At 68.5% G+C, this 16,526-nt stretch carries 15 protein-coding genes; 7 read left to right on the top strand and 8 right to left on the bottom strand.

Annotation, left to right across the window (positions count from 1 at the left end; translation table 11 throughout):
• Nucleotides 1-17 precede the first annotated feature (17 nt).
• Entirely contained in the window at nucleotides 18-290 is a 273-nt protein-coding gene (locus tag HLAC_RS13145; protein ID WP_015911329.1) for a glutaredoxin family protein, read from the top strand.
• Between the two features lie 47 nt (nucleotides 291-337).
• Here HLAC_RS13145 and HLAC_RS13140 read toward each other — a convergent pair whose 3' ends face one another.
• Nucleotides 338-2,011: an HVO_2922 family protein gene (locus HLAC_RS13140; protein ID WP_015911328.1), complete on the bottom strand. Its 1,674-nt coding sequence runs from the start codon at nucleotides 2,009-2,011 to the stop codon at nucleotides 338-340.
• A 113-nt stretch (nucleotides 2,012-2,124) separates the two neighbouring features.
• Here HLAC_RS13140 and HLAC_RS13135 point away from each other — a divergent pair, with 113 nt between their 5' ends.
• The 4 genes from HLAC_RS13135 to HLAC_RS13120 all read left to right on the top strand — a co-directional run bounded on the left by HLAC_RS13135 (nucleotide 2,125) and on the right by HLAC_RS13120 (nucleotide 7,392).
• On the top strand, nucleotides 2,125-3,300 hold the full coding sequence (locus HLAC_RS13135) for a metal-dependent hydrolase family protein (RefSeq protein ID WP_015911327.1): 1,176 nt from the start codon (nucleotides 2,125-2,127) through the stop codon (nucleotides 3,298-3,300).
• Between the two features lie 84 nt (nucleotides 3,301-3,384).
• Nucleotides 3,385-5,517 (top strand): NAD-dependent DNA ligase LigA, encoded by a 2,133-nt coding sequence (ligA, locus tag HLAC_RS13130; protein WP_015911326.1) that lies wholly within the window; start codon nucleotides 3,385-3,387, stop codon nucleotides 5,515-5,517.
• A gap of 43 nt (nucleotides 5,518-5,560) precedes the next feature.
• Nucleotides 5,561-6,565 (top strand): ABC transporter ATP-binding protein, encoded by a 1,005-nt coding sequence (locus HLAC_RS13125; RefSeq protein ID WP_015911325.1) that lies wholly within the window; start codon nucleotides 5,561-5,563, stop codon nucleotides 6,563-6,565.
• A complete protein-coding gene (locus tag HLAC_RS13120; protein ID WP_015911324.1) occupies nucleotides 6,562-7,392 on the top strand; it encodes an ABC transporter permease in 831 nt (276 codons plus the stop codon). Before HLAC_RS13125 ends, HLAC_RS13120 begins: the two co-directional genes overlap by 4 nt.
• A 25-nt stretch (nucleotides 7,393-7,417) precedes the next feature.
• Here the strand turns inward: HLAC_RS13120 and HLAC_RS13115 are convergent, their stop codons facing one another.
• The gene (locus HLAC_RS13115) at nucleotides 7,418-8,719 is read right to left on the bottom strand and encodes an O-acetylhomoserine aminocarboxypropyltransferase/cysteine synthase family protein (protein WP_015911323.1); all 1,302 of its coding nucleotides are present in this window, start codon (nucleotides 8,717-8,719) and stop codon (nucleotides 7,418-7,420) included.
• 143 nt (nucleotides 8,720-8,862) lie between these two features.
• Between HLAC_RS13115 and HLAC_RS13110 the strand changes: the two genes are divergently transcribed.
• Nucleotides 8,863-10,092, top strand: a complete 1,230-nt coding sequence (locus tag HLAC_RS13110; RefSeq protein ID WP_015911322.1) for an SPFH domain-containing protein — start codon at nucleotides 8,863-8,865, stop codon at nucleotides 10,090-10,092.
• 26 nt (nucleotides 10,093-10,118) lie between these two features.
• Here the strand turns inward: HLAC_RS13110 and HLAC_RS13105 are convergent, their stop codons facing one another.
• The 3 genes from HLAC_RS13105 to uvrB all read right to left on the bottom strand — a co-directional run bounded on the left by HLAC_RS13105 (nucleotide 10,119) and on the right by uvrB (nucleotide 13,479).
• Nucleotides 10,119-10,718: a hypothetical protein gene (locus HLAC_RS13105; protein WP_015911321.1), complete on the bottom strand. Its 600-nt coding sequence runs from the start codon at nucleotides 10,716-10,718 to the stop codon at nucleotides 10,119-10,121.
• A gap of 87 nt (nucleotides 10,719-10,805) precedes the next feature.
• Nucleotides 10,806-11,336 carry a hypothetical protein gene (locus tag HLAC_RS13100; protein WP_015911320.1) on the bottom strand — a complete coding sequence of 177 codons (531 nt, stop codon included), beginning with the start codon at nucleotides 11,334-11,336 and terminating at the stop codon, nucleotides 10,806-10,808.
• Between the two features lie 88 nt (nucleotides 11,337-11,424).
• Nucleotides 11,425-13,479 carry an excinuclease ABC subunit UvrB gene (uvrB, locus tag HLAC_RS13095; RefSeq protein ID WP_015911319.1) on the bottom strand — a complete coding sequence of 685 codons (2,055 nt, stop codon included), beginning with the start codon at nucleotides 13,477-13,479 and terminating at the stop codon, nucleotides 11,425-11,427.
• 548 nt (nucleotides 13,480-14,027) lie between these two features.
• Between uvrB and hisG the strand changes: the two genes are divergently transcribed.
• A complete protein-coding gene (gene hisG, locus HLAC_RS13090; RefSeq protein ID WP_015911318.1) occupies nucleotides 14,028-14,918 on the top strand; it encodes an ATP phosphoribosyltransferase in 891 nt (296 codons plus the stop codon).
• A gap of 23 nt (nucleotides 14,919-14,941) precedes the next feature.
• Here the strand turns inward: hisG and HLAC_RS13085 are convergent, their stop codons facing one another.
• The 3 genes from HLAC_RS13085 to larB form a co-directional block, all read right to left on the bottom strand.
• Entirely contained in the window at nucleotides 14,942-15,208 is a 267-nt protein-coding gene (locus HLAC_RS13085; protein WP_049933605.1) for a GIY-YIG nuclease family protein, read from the bottom strand.
• Between the two features lie 70 nt (nucleotides 15,209-15,278).
• Nucleotides 15,279-15,431, bottom strand: coding sequence for a DUF7563 family protein (locus HLAC_RS19325; protein ID WP_015911316.1), 153 nt, complete (start codon nucleotides 15,429-15,431; stop codon nucleotides 15,279-15,281).
• 126 nt (nucleotides 15,432-15,557) lie between these two features.
• Nucleotides 15,558-16,340, bottom strand: a complete 783-nt coding sequence (gene larB / locus HLAC_RS13080) for a nickel pincer cofactor biosynthesis protein LarB (protein ID WP_015911315.1) — start codon at nucleotides 16,338-16,340, stop codon at nucleotides 15,558-15,560.
• Nucleotides 16,341-16,526: the final 186 nt, after the last annotated feature.

The following is a 16,526-nucleotide window of genomic DNA, read 5'->3' as shown; positions in this document are numbered from 1 at the left end:
CGACCGAACGCCCGCCTATGAGCGAGACGGACGCCTCGGAGACCGTCCCCGTCACGGTGTACACCCGCGAGGACTGCTCGCTGTGCGTCGCGGCCCGCGAGACCATCGAGGCGGTCGCCGAGGGCCTCGACGTGACGATCGACCTCGACATGGTCGACGTCGACGAGGATCCCGAACTGGCCGAAGAGTACGGCGAGCGCGTCCCCTACGTACTCGTCGACGGCCACCCCGCGTTCAAGTACGAGATCGACGAGCGAGAGCTACGGCTGAAGCTCTTGGCGGCGTCCTGATCGACTATTTAAAAGAACCCCGGAAAAACGTCCGGGTCAGCGCCGACCTACTCCTCCGCCTCGACCGTCTCCGCCTCCGCGCCGGGGGCGTTCGCCTTCACGCCCGTGACCCCCTCGACCGCGTTCGACCGGGAGGCGTACCCTTCGCCGGAGTCCGCGATGATGTTCCCGTTGCGGTGGCGGAGCCGCCAGCGCCACTCGTCGGCGGCGTCCTCGTAGATCTCGAAGGCGGCGTTGCCGACCTCCAACACGTCGGCGTCGGGGGCGTACTCGCGGACGCGCCCGATCGCGTCCCGCGCGTTCGACTCGGAGGCGTACCCCTCGCCGGAGTCCGCGATGATGTTCCCGTTGCGGTGGCGGAGTCGCCAGCGGTACTCCTCGGCCGCGTCCTCGTACAGCTCGAAGGTCGCGTTCGGGTTCCCGTCGGCGTCACCGGCCACGCCGTCGTCGCCGACCGCTTCGAGGGCCGCCTCGGCGGCGTTCGACTGCACGCTGTCGAGCCCTTGCCGGGCCTTCGACCGGGAGGAGTACCCCTCGCCGGAGTCGGCGAGCACGTTCCCGTTCTCGTGGATGAGCCGCCAGCGCCACTCGCCGCCGGCGTTCCGGAACACCTCGAAGGCGGTCGGGTCGACCCGGAGGTAGTCCGCGGCGGCGACGTGCTCGCGGACCCGGCCGAGCGCGCGCTTCGCGTTCGACTTGGAGGCGTACCCCTCGCCGGAGTCCGAGATGATGTTCCCGTTGTCGTGGCGGAGTCGCCAGCGCCATTCCCCGCCCGCGTCCTCGAACAGCTCGAAGGTCGCCTTGCTCGCGATCGCCTCGTCGTCGCTCGGGACGGCCACGTTCGGGTCCGCGGCGTCCGCGGGCTCGGGACCGTCGTCGACGGCGATCGCCTCGGCCTCCGCGACCGGGGTCTCGATCCGAAGGATCCCGGCGCCGAGCGCGTTCCGCCTGACACTGTGGAGGCCCTTTTGTGCCTTTCCGCGGCTGCTGTACCCCTGCCCGGCGGTCGCGATGACGTTGCCGTTGCGGTGGCGGAGCCGCCAGCGCGGCTTTCCGCCCGCGTCCTCGAACAGCTCGAACCGCGCCTTGCTCCCCCGCAGCGCCGCCGTCTCCGCGCGGGCCGCTTCGAGCGCCGACTCCGTCTCCGACAGCTCCTCGTTCGTCGCCGAAAGCTCCGATTCGGTCGCATCCAACTCCTCGCGGGTCGACGCCAACTCCGCGCTCGTCTCGTCGCGCTCGGCCGTCGCGGCCGCCGCCTCGCCCTGCATCCGCTCGTAGTCCTCGTAGACCGGGTCGGACAGGAGCGGGACGATCGTCCCCGCGAGCCCGATGAGCGTGAGGCCGATTCCGTACACGGCGATCACGGCTGGCTCGCCGGAGGCGGTAGACCAGCCGTCCGGGAAGATGTTCACGAACCAAACGACGCCGAGGACGCTGACCGTCGTCCCGAGGTATCCGATGAACGTTCCCGCCCGCCGCAGCGGGAAGCGGATCACCGCGCCGAGCATGATGAACGGCGGAGCCAGCGCCGCGAGCGCGTACGCGATCCCGCGAGCGGTCGTCGCCGACTCGGTGAGGAAAAACAGGAGGACTCCGGCCAGTCCGAGCAGCACACCGAACCCGAACAGCCAGAACCCGTTCACCTCGTCGTCTGTCGTCGGCGTCCCGATGCGTTGCTCGTACAGCCCGCCGGGAGAGCCTGATTGTCTGTCGTTTGCCATGGCGGGAAAATCGGCGGCCCTCCGGTTATAGGTATGGGTGTGTGACACAAACGCAGTTGTAATGGACTACCGCGACCCGAGTGTTTACGAGTCGAACGCTCCCTCGTGGAGATATGCACGTGATTCGAGGCGGACAAGTGGCTGACGTCGACGGGACTCGCGAGGCCGATGTCGCGGTCGCAGACGGCGAGATCGTCGCGGTCGGGCCGGACGCGGTCGACGAGATCGGCGGTGAGGACGCGGTCGACGCCGAGACCGACGCGAGCGGCTCGGTGGTCGCATCGGGGCTGATCGACGCGCACGTCCACGTCATGATGGACGGGCGACCAGATGTCGCCACCGCGGTCTCCGACAGCGACTACACCGCGAGCTACCGGACCGCCGGCAACCTCCGAGACGCCCTCGAAGCGGGGGTCACGACGGTCCGCGATCTGGGGGGCCGCGGGACGCTCGCGCTCGACGCGGGCGAGGCGGTCGCCGCCGGCGACATCGACGGTCCGCGCGTCCTCGCCTGCGGCCGCAACGTGATCATGACCGGCGGCCACGGCAACTGGTTCGGCCGCGAGGCCGACGGTCCGGCCGAGGTCCGAAAGGCGGCCCGCGAGCAGCTGAAGGCGGGCGCGGACGTGCTCAAGTGCATGGCGACGGGCGGCGTCCTTACCGAGGGCGCGGTGACCGGCGCCCCGGAGCTGACTCCCGAAGAACTCGCGGCGTTCACCGATGCCGCCGCTCCGACGAACACTCCTACCGCGGCTCACGCCCACGGCGAGACAGGGATCAAGAACGCGGTCGAGGCCGGGATTTCGAGTATCGAGCACGGCACCTTCATGGACCGCGAGGCCGCCGAGATGATGGCCGATCGAGGGACCTATTGGGTGCCGACCGCGAGTGCGCTCCGCGGAATCGTTGATCACGGCGTCGAGTCCGGGATCCCGGAGGACGCCGTCGAAAAGGCCGAAGACGCCGCCGACCGCTTCGACGACGCGTGGGGCCACGCGCTGGAGGCCGACGTGCCGATCGCAATGGGCACGGACGCCGGCACCCCGTTCAACTTCTTCGGGGACATCCCGCGGGAGCTTGCGTACATGGTCGAGCACGGACTCTCGCCGGAGCGGGCGCTCGAGGCCGCCACCGTCAACGCCGCGGATCTGCTCGGGCTCGACGACGTGGGCCGAATCGGGGAGGGGTACCGCGCCGACCTCGTCGTCCTCGAGGCCGACCCCACCGAGGACGTGGCGGCGTGGCAGGAGCCGGAGGCAGTGTTCGCCGCCGGCGAGCGGGTCGCGTAAGGGGGCACACGCCGCCTGTGACCGCTTGCGCGCGGACGACCCCGAACGGTCGTTTTTAACCCGAGCCGCTGCAAGGGTAGGCCGATGACGAGTTCGTCGCCCCGGCACGCGGATCCGGACGAGAACCCCTACGTCGAGGCGCCGCCGACCGACTTCGAACCGGTCGGAGCGCTCTCCGAAGACGAAGCCACAGAGCAGGCGTCGCTGCTCCGGGCGGCGATCCGCGAGCACGACCACCGGTACTACCTGGAGGCCGACCCCCTGATTCCCGACGAGACGTACGACCGGCTGTTCACGCGGTTGCAAGAACTGGAGAACGAGTTCGACCTCCCGACCCAGAACTCCCCCACGCGCCGGGTCGGCGGCGAGCCGCTCGACGAACTGGCGACTGTCGAACACGTCGCGCCGATGCGCTCCATCGACAACGCGACCGAGGCCGACGCCGTCCGCGAGTTCGACGGGCGCGTCCGGAAGGGGCTCGACGCCGAGGGGTTCGACTCGGACGCGGTCGAGTACGTCTGCGAGCCGAAGTTCGACGGCCTCTCCGTCGAGGTGATTTACGAGGACGGCGAATACGTTCGCGCCGCCACTCGTGGCGACGGGACCGCAGGCGACGACGTGACCGAGCAGGTCCGGACCATCCGATCTGTCCCCGGGAAGCTTCGGGGTGACCCACCGAGCCGGCTCGCGGTCCGCGGCGAGGCCTACATGCCCCGCGACGCCTTCAAGGCGTACAACGAGGCGTTGATGGAGCGCGGCGAGGAGCCGTTCGCGAACCCACGCAACGCCGCCGCCGGCACCCTCCGCCAACTCGACCCGTCGGTCGTCGCAGAGCGTCCCCTCGATATCTTCTTCTTCGACGTGTTGGGGTGGGAAAACGACGCAGAGGGAGACTCCCCCAACCGTCCCGCCACCCACTGGGAAGAGTTCGACACGTTCGACGCGTTCGGACTTCGACGCGCCAACCGGGTCGAGCGCGTCGACGACATCGAGGGCGCGCTCGACTACCGCGACCGACTCATGGCCGACCGCGAGGACCTGAACTTCGCGATCGACGGGGTCGTGATCGCCGTCGACGACCGCGCGAACCGCGAGGCGCTCGGGGCGACCGCGCGGGCGCCGCGCTGGGCGTTCGCGTACAAGTTCCCGCCCCGGACTGCGACGACGATCGTCGAGGGGATCACGGTGCAGGTGGGTCGGACGGGCCGGCTCACTCCCGTCGCGGAGCTGGACCCGATCGACGTGGGTGGCGTCACCGTCTCGCGGGCAACTCTGCACAACCCCGCCGAGATCGAGGCGCTCGGCGTGAACGTCGGCGACTGCGTTCGGATCTACCGCGCCGGCGACGTGATCCCCTACGTCCCCGAGGTGGTCGAGAAGCGCTCCGAGGGGACCTACGTCTTCCCCGAGACGTGTCCGATCTGTGACGCCCCCGTCGAGCGCGACGGGCCGCTCGCGTTCTGTACCGGCGGGCTCGTCTGTCCGGCACAGCTGGAACGGGCGGTCGAACACTGGGCGCGACGGGACGCGCTCGACATCGAGGGGCTCGGCCCGGAGCGCGTCCAACAGCTCCGGGAGGCCGGCCTCGTCGAGTCGCTGCCGGACCTGTACGATCTGGCCGTCGACGACCTCGCCGCGCTGGAGGGGTGGGGCGAGACGAGCGCCGAGAACCTGATCGCGGAGCTCGCGGCGACCCGCGACCCGCCGCTCGACGACTTCCTCGCCGGCCTCGGGATCCCGGACGTGGGCGCGACGACCGCCCGGGCGTTGGCGGCGCACTTCGGCGACCTCGACGCGATTCTCGACGCCGACGAGGACGCGCTTCGCGCGGTCGACGACGTGGGGCCCGAAGTGGCCGAATCCATCCGGACGTTCCTCGACAACGCGGAGAATCGGGTGGCGATCGATGGGCTCCGCGAGCGCGGGGTCGATCCCGAATCGGTCGACGTCGAAACCGGCGACGCGCTCGACGGACTGACTTTCGTGTTTACCGGGTCGCTGTCGACGACCCGGGGCGAGGCGCAGGCGCACGTGGAGGCGCACGGCGCCGACGCCACGTCGAGCGTCTCGGGGAACACCGACTACCTCGTCGCCGGCGAGAGTCCGGGACGCTCGAAGCGCGACGACGCCGACGCGGAGGGCGTGCCCGTGGTCGATGAGGAGGAGTTCGCCGGTCTCCTCGCCGAGCGCGGGGTCGCGTGGCCGCCCGAGGAGTAGCGAACCCGCAACCCTTTATCGGACGACGCGGCAACGGGGCGGTATGACCGCCATCGAACTGCGGGGCGTGACCAAGGAGTTCGCCGATGTCACGGCCGTTCGGGGCCTCGATCTCACCGTCGAGGAGGGGGAGGTGTACGGCTTCCTCGGCCCGAACGGCGCCGGCAAGTCGACGACCATCGACATGGTGCTCGACTTGGTCCGGCCGACCGAGGGAACGGTGCGCGTACTCGAACAGGACGCCACGACCGACGGCGTGGCGATCCGCAAGCGGACCGGCGTGCTCCCCGACGGATTCGCGGTGTACGACCGACTCACGGGGCGGCAACACGTCGAGTTCGCGGTCCGCTCGAAGGAGGCGGACGACGACCCGGACGCCCTCCTCGACCGCGTGGGCCTCCTCGACGACGCCGACCGCAAGGCCGGCGGCTACTCGAAGGGGATGCGCCAGCGGCTCGCGCTCGCGATGGCGCTCGCGGGCGATCCCGACCTGCTCATCCTCGACGAGCCCTCCTCCGGACTGGATCCGGCGGGCGCGAAGGAGATGCGCGAGATCGTTCGGGCCGAGGCCGACCGCGGCGCGACCGTCTTCTTCTCCTCGCACATCCTCGAACAGGTCGAGGCGGTCTGCGACCGCGTCGGCATTCTCCGCGAGGGGGAGCTCGTAACCGAAGACTCCGTGGAGGGCCTCCGCGAGGCCGTCGGCGGCGAGGAGACGCTGGAGATCGCGATCAGTGGCGGCGGCGCGGACGACGCGGACGATGCGGACAACACGGGCAACGCGGCCATCGAGGCGATCCGCGATCTCGACGGCGTGAGCCGCGTCAACCGCGACGGCGACACGCTCGTCGTGAGCTGTGCCGACGGCGCGAAGACGCGGGTCATCGGCGCCTTAGAGGACGCCGGCATCGCCGTCGCCGACTTCCATACCCGCGAGGCGTCGCTGGAGGACCTCTTCTTGGCGTACACGGAGGGCGACGCGCCGGGTGCGGACGGTGGCGATCCGGATGAACGTGCCGGTGAAGAGCCCGAGGAGGTGGACCGATGAGCCTCCCCGCCATCGCGGAGAAGGACTTCCAAGACACCGTGCGCTCTCGGGGGATGTTGATCCTCGTGGCGCTGTTCTCGCTGCTCGTCGCCGTCTTCGCGTACGTCTTCGCGCCGCCCGGAGAGCAGTTCGCGACGGAGTTCCTGTTGAGCGCCGCCGTTGGCCCCTTCCTGGTGACGACGCTCGTCCCGCTCGTGGGCGTCGTCGTCGGGTACAACGCCGTCAGCGGCGAGCGCGAGTCGGGCTCGCTGAAGCTACTCTTGTCGCTGCCGCACTCCCGCGCTGACGTGGTCTTCGGAAAGGTGGTCGGGCGGGGCGCCGCGCTGTCGCTCGCGGTGTTCTCCGGCTTCCTTCTCCCGGCACTCGTGTTGCTTGCACTCTCTCAGCTCGGATACATCGAGGCGTTCAACGTCGGTTCGTACCTCGGGTACACCGTCTTCGCCGCGGTCCTCGGCGTCGTCTTCGTCGCGATTGCGGTCGGCTGCTCGGCCGCGGCGACGACACAGCGACAGGCGCTCATCGGCGGGGTCGCGATCTACGTCCTGTTCGTGATGCTGTGGGGCGCCATCACCGGACAGTTCCTCGGTGCCGCGGCCGACGCGGGGCTGATCAACCCCTTGCCGGTCTCCCAACAGCAGGTCAGCGTGTTCCTACAGGTCGCGAACCCGATAACCGGGGTCGAACTGCTGTCCAACGCGTTCCTTAGCGGCCAGCTACTCTCGGGCGAGGCCGTCAACCAGCAGATCTCGGCGGTGTCGATGCTCGTGTTCTGGACGATCGCACCGCCGCTGGCCGGGCTCTGGAAGTTCGACACCGACGATTTATAAGGGAAAACGGCTGCCTCGCGGCCGACTACGCCGACGCGCGCTCGATCGCCGCTTCGAGGTCGGCGACGATATCGGCGGGGTCCTCGATACCGACCGAGAGCCGCACCATGTCGCCGGTGACGCCGGCGGCCTCCTGTTCTTCCTCCGTCAACTGCTGGTGGGTCGTCGACGCCGGGTGGATAACGAGCGTCTTCGCGTCGCCGACGTTCGCGAGCAGGGAGGCGAGATCGGCGTTCTCGACCGTCCCCTTCGCGGCCTCGTAGCCGCCCTCCAGCCCGAACGTGATCATGCCGCCGTAGCCGCCCTCTAGGTACTCGCTGGCCTCATCGTGGGTCTCGTGGCTCTCCAGGCCCGGGTAGTTCACCCACGCCACGTCGTCGTGCTCGTCGAGGTACTCGGCGACGATCCCGGCGTTCTCGCAGTGGCGCTCCATCCGGAGGGGGAGCGACTCGGTCTGCTGGAGGGTGTTCCACGCGTCGAACGGCGACTGCTGGTCGCCCAAGTCACGCAGGCCGCGGGTGACCGCGGCGAACGTGAACGCCGCGTCGCCGAACGCCTCGACGTAGTTGATCCCGTGGTACGCGGGGTTGTCCTGCGCGATCTCTGGATACTTCTCAGCGTACTCGCTCCACGGGAACGAGCCGCCGTCGACGAGGACGCCGCCGACGGTGGTGCCGTTGCCCGTGAGCCACTTCGTCGTCGACTCCCAGACGAGGTCGGCGCCGTGGTCGAGCGGGCGGCAGAGGTAGGGGGTCGCGAACGTGTTGTCGACGAACAGCGGGACGCCGTGGTCGTGAGCGATGTCGGCGATCCGTTCGATGTCCGGGGTGACGAGTGCGGGGTTGCCGATGGTTTCGAGGTGGACGTAGGCGGTGTCCTCGTCGATCGCGTCGGCGTACCCCTCGTAGTCGAGCGGGTCGACGAACCGCGTCGAGACCCCCCGCCGCTCGACCGAGTGCGTGAGGTAGGTGTAGGTGCCGCCGTACAGCGCGGACGAGGAGACGATGTTGTCGCCCGCGGACGCAAGCATGAATGTCGCCAGGTCGAACGCCGCCATCCCCGAGGAGGTGGCGACCGCGCCCACGCCGTTCTCGAGCGAGGCGATCCGCTCTTCGAGGGCGGCGTTCGTCGGGTTCATGATCCGCGAGTAGACGTTGCCGGCCTCCTCTAACGCGAACAGCCGAGCGGCGTGATCGGCGTTCTCGAACTCGTAGGAGGTGGTCTGGTAGATGGGTGTGGCGCGCGCGCCGGTCGCCGGGTCCGGGCTCGATCCGGCGTGAACGCTTCGCGTGCGGAACTCGTGGTCGACGTCGTCGTCGGCTGGCATACCTCGGTGTGCGCGCGCCGAGCGCTTAAAGCCGCCCGACCGTCACGGGCGTTTCCGGTATCTCGGAGACGAGCCTCGGCGATACGTCGGTGAAGAGGTCCCCTCGTGACAACCGTTAACAGCGTCGGCCCGTAAGGTCGGCTATGGGAACACAAGGTCCGCGCGGCGACGCCTTCGAGATCGGGAAGGCGACGGGGTCGATCCCGGACGCCGTCTGGCAGTACACCGCGCTCGCTGGTGCGCTCGTCGTCGGCTTCGCCCTCCTCAGCCAGAGCCTCGTCTACGGCGTCGCGGCGCTCGCGGTGTTGGTAGTGGCGGTTACGATCGTTAGTGCGGTCGAGATCGTCGACGCCTACGACAAGGAGGCGCTCACGGTGTTCGGCGAGTTTCGGAAGCTGCTCGAACCGGGCGTCCACCTCATTCCGCCGTTCGTCTCCCGCACCTACGCGTTCGACATGCGGACCCAGACACTCGACGTCCCGCAGCAAGAGGCGATCACGCGGGACAACTCGCCGGTGACGGCGGACGCGGTCGTCTACATCAAGGTGATGGACGCCAAGAAGGCGTTCCTCGAAGTGGACGACTACAAAAACGCCGTCTCGAACCTCGCACAGACCACCCTCCGCGCCGTCCTCGGCGACATGGAACTCGACGACACGCTCTCCCGACGCGATCAGATCAACGACCGCATCAACGAAGAGTTAGACGAGCCGACCGACGAGTGGGGGATCCGCGTCGAGGCGGTCGAGGTCCGCGAGGTGAGCCCCTCACAGGAGGTCCAGCGCGCGATGGAACAACAGACCGGCGCCGAGCGTCGCCGTCGGGCAATGATCCTCGAAGCCCAGGGGGAACGCCGCTCCGCGATCGAGCAGGCGGAAGGGGACAAGCAGTCCAACATCATTCGCGCACAGGGTGAAAAGCAGAGCCAGATCCTCGAAGCGCAGGGTGACGCGATTTCCACCGTCCTCCGCGCCCGGTCCGCCGAGTCGATGGGCGAGCGCGCCATCATCGAGCGCGGCATGGAGACCTTAGAAGAAATTGGCAAAGGCGAATCCACCACGTTCGTGCTCCCGCAGGAGCTCACCAGCCTCGTCGGCCGCTACGGCAAGGCCCTCTCAGGCTCCGACGTGCAACAGATGGAGGGGTTAGAGAGCAAGGAGTTCGACGAGGAGACGGAGAAGATGCTCGGACTGGAGGATATCGAGAGCGCCCTCGAACAGCTCGATACGGTGGCCGACAGCGATCTCCGGACCGACGAGACGCGCGACGCGGACACGGCCCGCGACGTCGACCTCGCTCGCCAAGAGGAGGAAACGCGCGAGGCAGACCGCGATATCGAGCTGGAGGCCGAAAGCGAGCGGCCGGGGAACTGAGGTCGGTCCCAGACCGAGCCGGCCAGTCAGGGCCGCCACGTGGCCGGATCAACCGCCCAAAGCGCCCCCACTGCGAGCGCGCCGGCGACGCCGCCAGCGGTGAGCGAGAGCGGAGCGTCCGACGCAGCTGCGACCGACGCGAGTAGCAGGGATGCGCCGGCGAGTAGCGTGATCGTGTCCTCCGTGGTCGCGGCGCGGACCACGGGTGCGATCGCCGCCCCGGCGACGGCACCGGCCGCGATCACGCCGGGTGGTCCGGAGCTCAGTGTCGTGAGCGCGTCCGACGCGGCGAATGCGGCGAGTGGCGCCCCGAAATCGGTGCTGATGCCGGTGCCGAGTATGAGTGCGCCGACGGCGCCGAATGCGGGTGCGAGGAGGGCGGTGCGTGCGGAGAGGTCAGCGTCGACGACCGCAGCCACCCCGGAGGCAAGTAGCACCGATCCGGCCGCGAGGAGCGCGGGTGCGGCCAGCAGTGAGATCGGAGAGGGTACGACGAGATCGGGGGTACCGGAAGCGGTCGCCGATCCCGGAACGATCACGGGCGCGACGGCGGCCGCGAAGGCGAACGCGGTCGCGGCGACGGCGAGCAGCGAGAATCCGACAAGGCGGCGACGAAGGGATGCCATACCGGCGGGAGACCGCCGAGCCACTAAATGATCGCGGGACTCGGACGGGTTGCAGCCGGAGAATTCACGATCCGGAGCCGCCCCGCCTCAGATCGTCACGCCGGCGCGGTCACTCTCGATCGAGACGACGACGCGCTCGGGCATCCCCTGCTCGTCCGTCAGCCGCAGGAGGAGGGTCTTGACCACGGGATCATCGGTTTCGACCTCGCCGCGAACGCCCGCGATATCGACGGCAATCCGGAGAGATTGCTCCCCAGTGCGGCTGATCGAACCGAGTCTGAGCTCCACCTCGGGCGCGGTGAGTCGTTGGGCGGCGACGAGGATCGACTCACCGCCGTCATCGATGAACGAAGTCGTCTCGACGAACGCCAGCGTCTCCGGCTGGTCGGGGAGGACCGCTGCCTTCGCGGCGGATTTCGACCGGAAGGAGGCGGCGTGCGTCAGAAGCTCCTCGGGCAACGAGCGCACGCTCTGTCCCTCGACGAGCGGGTTTCCGTCGACGTAGCGGCTCCGAACCGCGATATCCCGCGGCGTCGACGCCGCGAGGTCGTGAAGCCGATCGGTACAGCCCGCGCTAGCGACGGCAACAAGACCAGCCACCACCGCGCGGCGCTTCATGTGACGCGTTCCGACAGTCGCGAATAAAAACCCCGGCGTCGCGAGTTTCGCGGTGCGAGAATCGGCGCTGGCGAGAGGACGGGAAATATCAATCGTCGATCATCGGCGCCGGAACGCCGTCGTCGCCGCCGTCGAGCTCGAACGCGCGGCGGAGCTTCGCGATCCGGTCGCGGATGTCGGCCGCCAGCTCGAACTCCAAGTTGCTCGCGGCCTCGTCCATCCGGTCTTCGAGCGCCTCGATCTGTGCCTTTGCCTCCTCAGCGCTCTCCACGTCGCCGACGCTGACGTTCGAGGTGTCCGTCTTCGACCCGGGTAGATTCGTCTCGCTGACCGGCTTGTCGATAGTGGCCGCCTCGTAGCCGTGTTCCTCGTTGTGTTTGAGCTGGATCTCGCGCCGACGCTGGGTCTCCTCGATGGCGGCCTCCATCGAGTCGGTCATCCGGTCGGCGTAGAGGACGACCTCGCCGTTGACGTTGCGCGCGGCCCGCCCCATCGTCTGGACGAGAGTCGTGGTGGAGCGGAGGAACCCCTCTTGGTCGGCGTCGAGAATGGCGACGAGACTCACTTCCGGGATGTCGAGCCCCTCGCGGAGCAGGTTGATGCCGACGAGTACGTCGATGTTGCCCAAGCGGAGGTCGCGAATGATCTCGTGTCGTTCGAGGGTATCCGTCTCGTCGTGCATGTACGCCACGTCGATTCCGGCTTCCTCGAAGTACTCCGTGAGATCCTCGGCCATCCGCTTAGTGAGCGTGGTGACCAAGACGCGCTCGTCGCGCTCGATCCGCTCGTTGACCCGTTCGAGGAGGTCCTCGACCTGTCCCGTTGCCTCCGTCACCTCCACCTTCGGGTCGACGAGGTGGGTCGGGCGAACGATCTGTTCGGCGATCCGGTCGGAGGTCTCGCGCTCGTAGTCGCTCGGCGTCGCCGAAACGTAGAGCGTGCGGTCCGACTTCTCCTCGAACTCCTCGAAGGTGAGCGGGCGGTTGTCGTACGCGGTCGGGAGCCGGAACCCGTTCTCGACCAGCGAATCCTTTCGCGATTTGTCGCCCTCGTACTGTCCCTTTATCTGCGGGATCGTCTGGTGGGACTCGTCGATCACGGTGAGGAAGTCGTCGGGGAAGTAGTCCATCAGGGTGTAGGGAGCGTCGCCGGACTCGCGGTCGTCCATGTGGACCGAGTAGTTCTCGATCCCCGAGCAGTAGCCCGCCTCGCGGAGCATCTCGATGTCGAAGGTGGTGCGCTCCTCGATGCGCTGGGCGGCGACCAGATCGCCCTGTCGCTCGAAGTACCCGACTCGCTTTTCCATCAGGCCTTGGATCTCCGCGATCGCCTGCTCCAGTTTGTCGTCGGGGATGGAGTAGTGCTCCGCCGGGTGGAGCATGACGGCCGGCTCCTCCGAGACGACCTCGCCTTTCATCGGGTCCACCTTGAGCATGCGGTCGATCTCCTCGCCCCACAGCTCGACGCGCACCGCGTAGCGCCCGTACATCGGGTAGATCTCGACGGTGTCGCCGCGCACGCGGAACGTGCCCTGCGTGAAGTCCACGTCGTTGCGCTCGTAGTTCAGGTCGACGAGCCGGGCGAGCAACTCCTCGCGGCCCACCTCCTCGCCGACCTCTAAGCGGAGCGCCATGTCGCGATAGTTCTGCGGGTCGCCGAGGCCGTAGATGGCGGAGACGCTGGCGACGACGATCACGTCGTTGCGCGTCAGGAGGGAACGCGTCGCGGAGTGGCGCAGGCGGTCGATCTCCTCGTTGATAGACATCTCCTTGTCGATGAACGTGTCCGTCTGCTCGACGTACGCCTCGGGCTGGTAGTAGTCGTAGTACGAGACGAAGTACTCGACGGCGTTGTCCGGGAACAGCTCGCGAAACTCCTCGTACAGCTGGGCCGCGAGCGTCTTGTTGTGGGCGAGCACGAGCGTCGGCTGGTTCAGCTCCTCGGCGACCCACGAGACGGTGTTGGTCTTCCCGGAGCCGGTGACTCCGAGGAGGGTCTGCTTGTCGGCGCCCGACTCAAATCCCTCCACGAGTTCCGCTATCGCCTCGGGCTGGTCGCCCGCGGGCTCGAACGGGGCGTCGACGCGGAGGGGGCGGTCGACGGTCGGGCGATCCTCAGAGAGAGGGGAATCGGCATCACTCACTATACGTACCGTTGGCGGCGGAGACACTTGAGCGGCGCGCCGATACGGAGTCGTTGGTGGTGCCGGAGTTCTCGTTCGTCTACTCGATCGTTTATAATGGTCAATGGTAGATCGGCGGCGAACACCGCCAAAGCCCCAGCCGGGAGGACGACGCACGCTCGCTGTCGTTCGAGACGCCTTCGGCGTCTCGTGATGCCGTCAGAATCCGTCGGATTCTGACTGCTAGCCGGACATCGGAAATTTCCGGCGATGACGAGAGAGCTTCGCTCTTGAACCACGCGCTTCAGTCGCTCGCGTTGCTCGCGGGACCGCAACCGCAGCCTCACGCCTCCCCAGCCTCGGCGGACGGCCCGGCGCGGCTCCGCCCACGCCGGGCCGCCGCCTCCCTCGCGGGCTCCGAGCAGGGCGAGAGCGAAGCTCTCGCTTGCAGCCGGCGGCAAAGCCGCCGGCGACGCCACCGCACTGTTCTTCAATATCGCTCGCCCGCCGGCGTCCGCCGTCGCTCGCCGGACGAAAACGTTTCCCCGTCTCCCCGCGAGGCTCTCCGTATGCGCATCGCCGTCCCCAACAAGGGCCGCCTACACGACCCGACGCTCTCGCTGTTAGAGCGCGCGGGACTCCACACCGAGGAGACCGCCGACCGCCAACTGTACGCCGACACCGTCGACCCCGACGTGTCGATCCTCTTCGCACGCGCGGCCGACATCCCCGAGTACGTCCGCGACGGCGCGGCCGACGTGGGGATCACGGGCCTCGATCAGGCCGCGGAGTCCGGCGGCGTCGCCGACTCCGCGAGCGCAGCGGGCGACGACGACCTCGTCGACCTGCTCGATTTAGGCTACGGCTCCTGCAAGCTCGTCCTCGCGGCACCGGAGGACGGCGACATCTCCGTCGTCGCGGACCTCGCCGGTGGGACAGTCGCCACCGAGTTCCCGAACATCACCCGCGACTACCTCGACCGGGTTGATGTCGACGCCGACGTGGTCACTGTGACGGGCGCGACTGAGCTGACTCCCCACGTCGACATGGCGGACGCCATCGTTGATATCACCTCCACGGGAACGACGCTGAAGGTGAACCGCCTCGCTGTGATCGACGACGTGCTCGACTCCTCGGTGCGGCTGTTCGCCCGCCCCGACATGGTCGACGACGCGAAGGTCAAGCAGGTGCTGACCGCCTTCGAGTCCGTGCTTGCGGCCGACGGGCGCCGGTACCTGATGATGAACGCTCCCAAAGAGCGGCTCGACGAGGTAAAAGACGTGATCCCCGGGCTCGGCGGCCCGACCGTGATGGACGTGGAGGCCGACGAGAACGGGAACGGCATGGTCGCGGTCCACGCCGTCGTCGAGGAGCGCGACGTGTTCGCGACGATCTCGGAGCTGAAGTCGGTCGGCGCGACCGGGATCCTCGTCACGAAGATCGAGCGGCTCGTCGGGTGAGATCGGGAGAAAGCAAGAGAGCCCTACGTGTCGCCGATCAGTCGCTCCTTCTCGGCGCGCGTGAGCGATTTTATCGCATATTCGCGCGACATCGCGGCCGACTTCGAGTCGAACGACTCGACGTGGCACAGCGTCACGGGGGTCCGGCCACGGGTGTACTTGGCGCCCTCGCCGGCGTCGTGTTCGGCGACGCGCCGCTCCACGTCGGTTGTGTAACCGGTGTAGAGCGTGCCGTCGGCGCACTCGATGACGTACACGTGGTGAGACGAGTTCTGACTCGGCGTCGACACGACACCGGATCGGCGCGGTCGAAACGAATAGTTGCCGGTCTTAACGCGACGTTGCGGCGAGATCGACGAGTCAGTCTCCGGTGTGGGTGCGTTCCCGGGAGACCTCGGCGATCCCGGCGTTCGCGGAACAGTCCGGACAGGCGTTCAGGTCGCCGTGCTCGTCCGTGAAGACGCGCGCGAAACGGTCCGAGACGTGCGACCCGCAGTGGTCACAGCGTGGCATTTGGTACCGGTGTTCACCGGCGATCGATCGTAGGGATTCGACGAGCAAATACCCTTCCTCACCCCCATCATCTTCCGGAGATCCACTTATAAACGCTCGTCACGAGTCGGGCGTCGGACTCGGCGGTCAGTCGTCTCCCGCCGCGTCGACCGCCCGGGCGATCAGGCCCGCCTGCGCGCCGGCGACGAAGCCGGCGTCGACGTTCACCGCCGTGAGCACCGAGCAGGACTGGAGCGCGCCCTCTAGCGCTGCGACCCCCTCGCCGCCGACGCCGTACCCGGTCGAGACCGGGAGCGCGATCACCGGTGCGGCGACGAGTCCGGCGACGACCGTCGGGAGCGCCCCCTCGCGACCGGCGGCGACCACGACCACGTCCGCCTCTCGGATCCGGTCGCGCTGGTCCAGGATCCGGTCGAGGTTCGCAACGCCCACGTCGTCGATCCGATCGATCGTCGCGCCGATCTCGCGGGCGACGACCGCCGCTTCTCCCGCGACCGCCGCGTCCGCGGTGCCGGCCGCGACGACCGCGACGGTCGCGTTGAGGTCCGGGCGCTCGAAGTCGTCCGCGTGAACGACGACGGTGCCGGTCCGCTCGTCGTGGTCGACGGCCGCGCTCAGTTCGTCGTCGGTGTCGGGGCCCTCTGTGAACGCCGTCCGGACCGCGGCCGCGTCGTCCGCGTCCGCCCGCGTGACGAGCGCGCGACCCGTCGTCTCCACCGCGGTCGTCGTCAGCGCCGCGACCTCCGCGGGCGTCTTCCCCTCTGCGAGGATCGCCTCGGGGATGCCGCGTCGTCTCTCGCGGGCGGCGTCGAATCGTCCCGCCGCCGTTGTCGCGTAGCCCGCGAGCCGTGACTCCGCCTCCGCGACGCCGATCTCCCCGGCGTCGAGCGCCTCAAGCGTGTCGCGCATGGTCGCTCGTCCGGGCCGAACGGTGTCGTACCTATCGATTTGGTGCGGTCCCGGTCGTCGCTCGCCTTCCGCTCTCACAAGGTTTATAAGCGAGCGCTTCGGGACACCGCCGCGAACCGCCGGCACGGCGTACCTCGCGGTCGAATTCAGGAACTCTTATTAACTATCGACGGATAGCGTCGAGCG

This window comes from Halorubrum lacusprofundi ATCC 49239, from assembly GCF_000022205.1.
GTDB lineage: Archaea > Halobacteriota > Halobacteria > Halobacteriales > Haloferacaceae > Halorubrum > Halorubrum lacusprofundi.
This window is presented reverse-complemented; position numbering and strand designations above follow the sequence as displayed.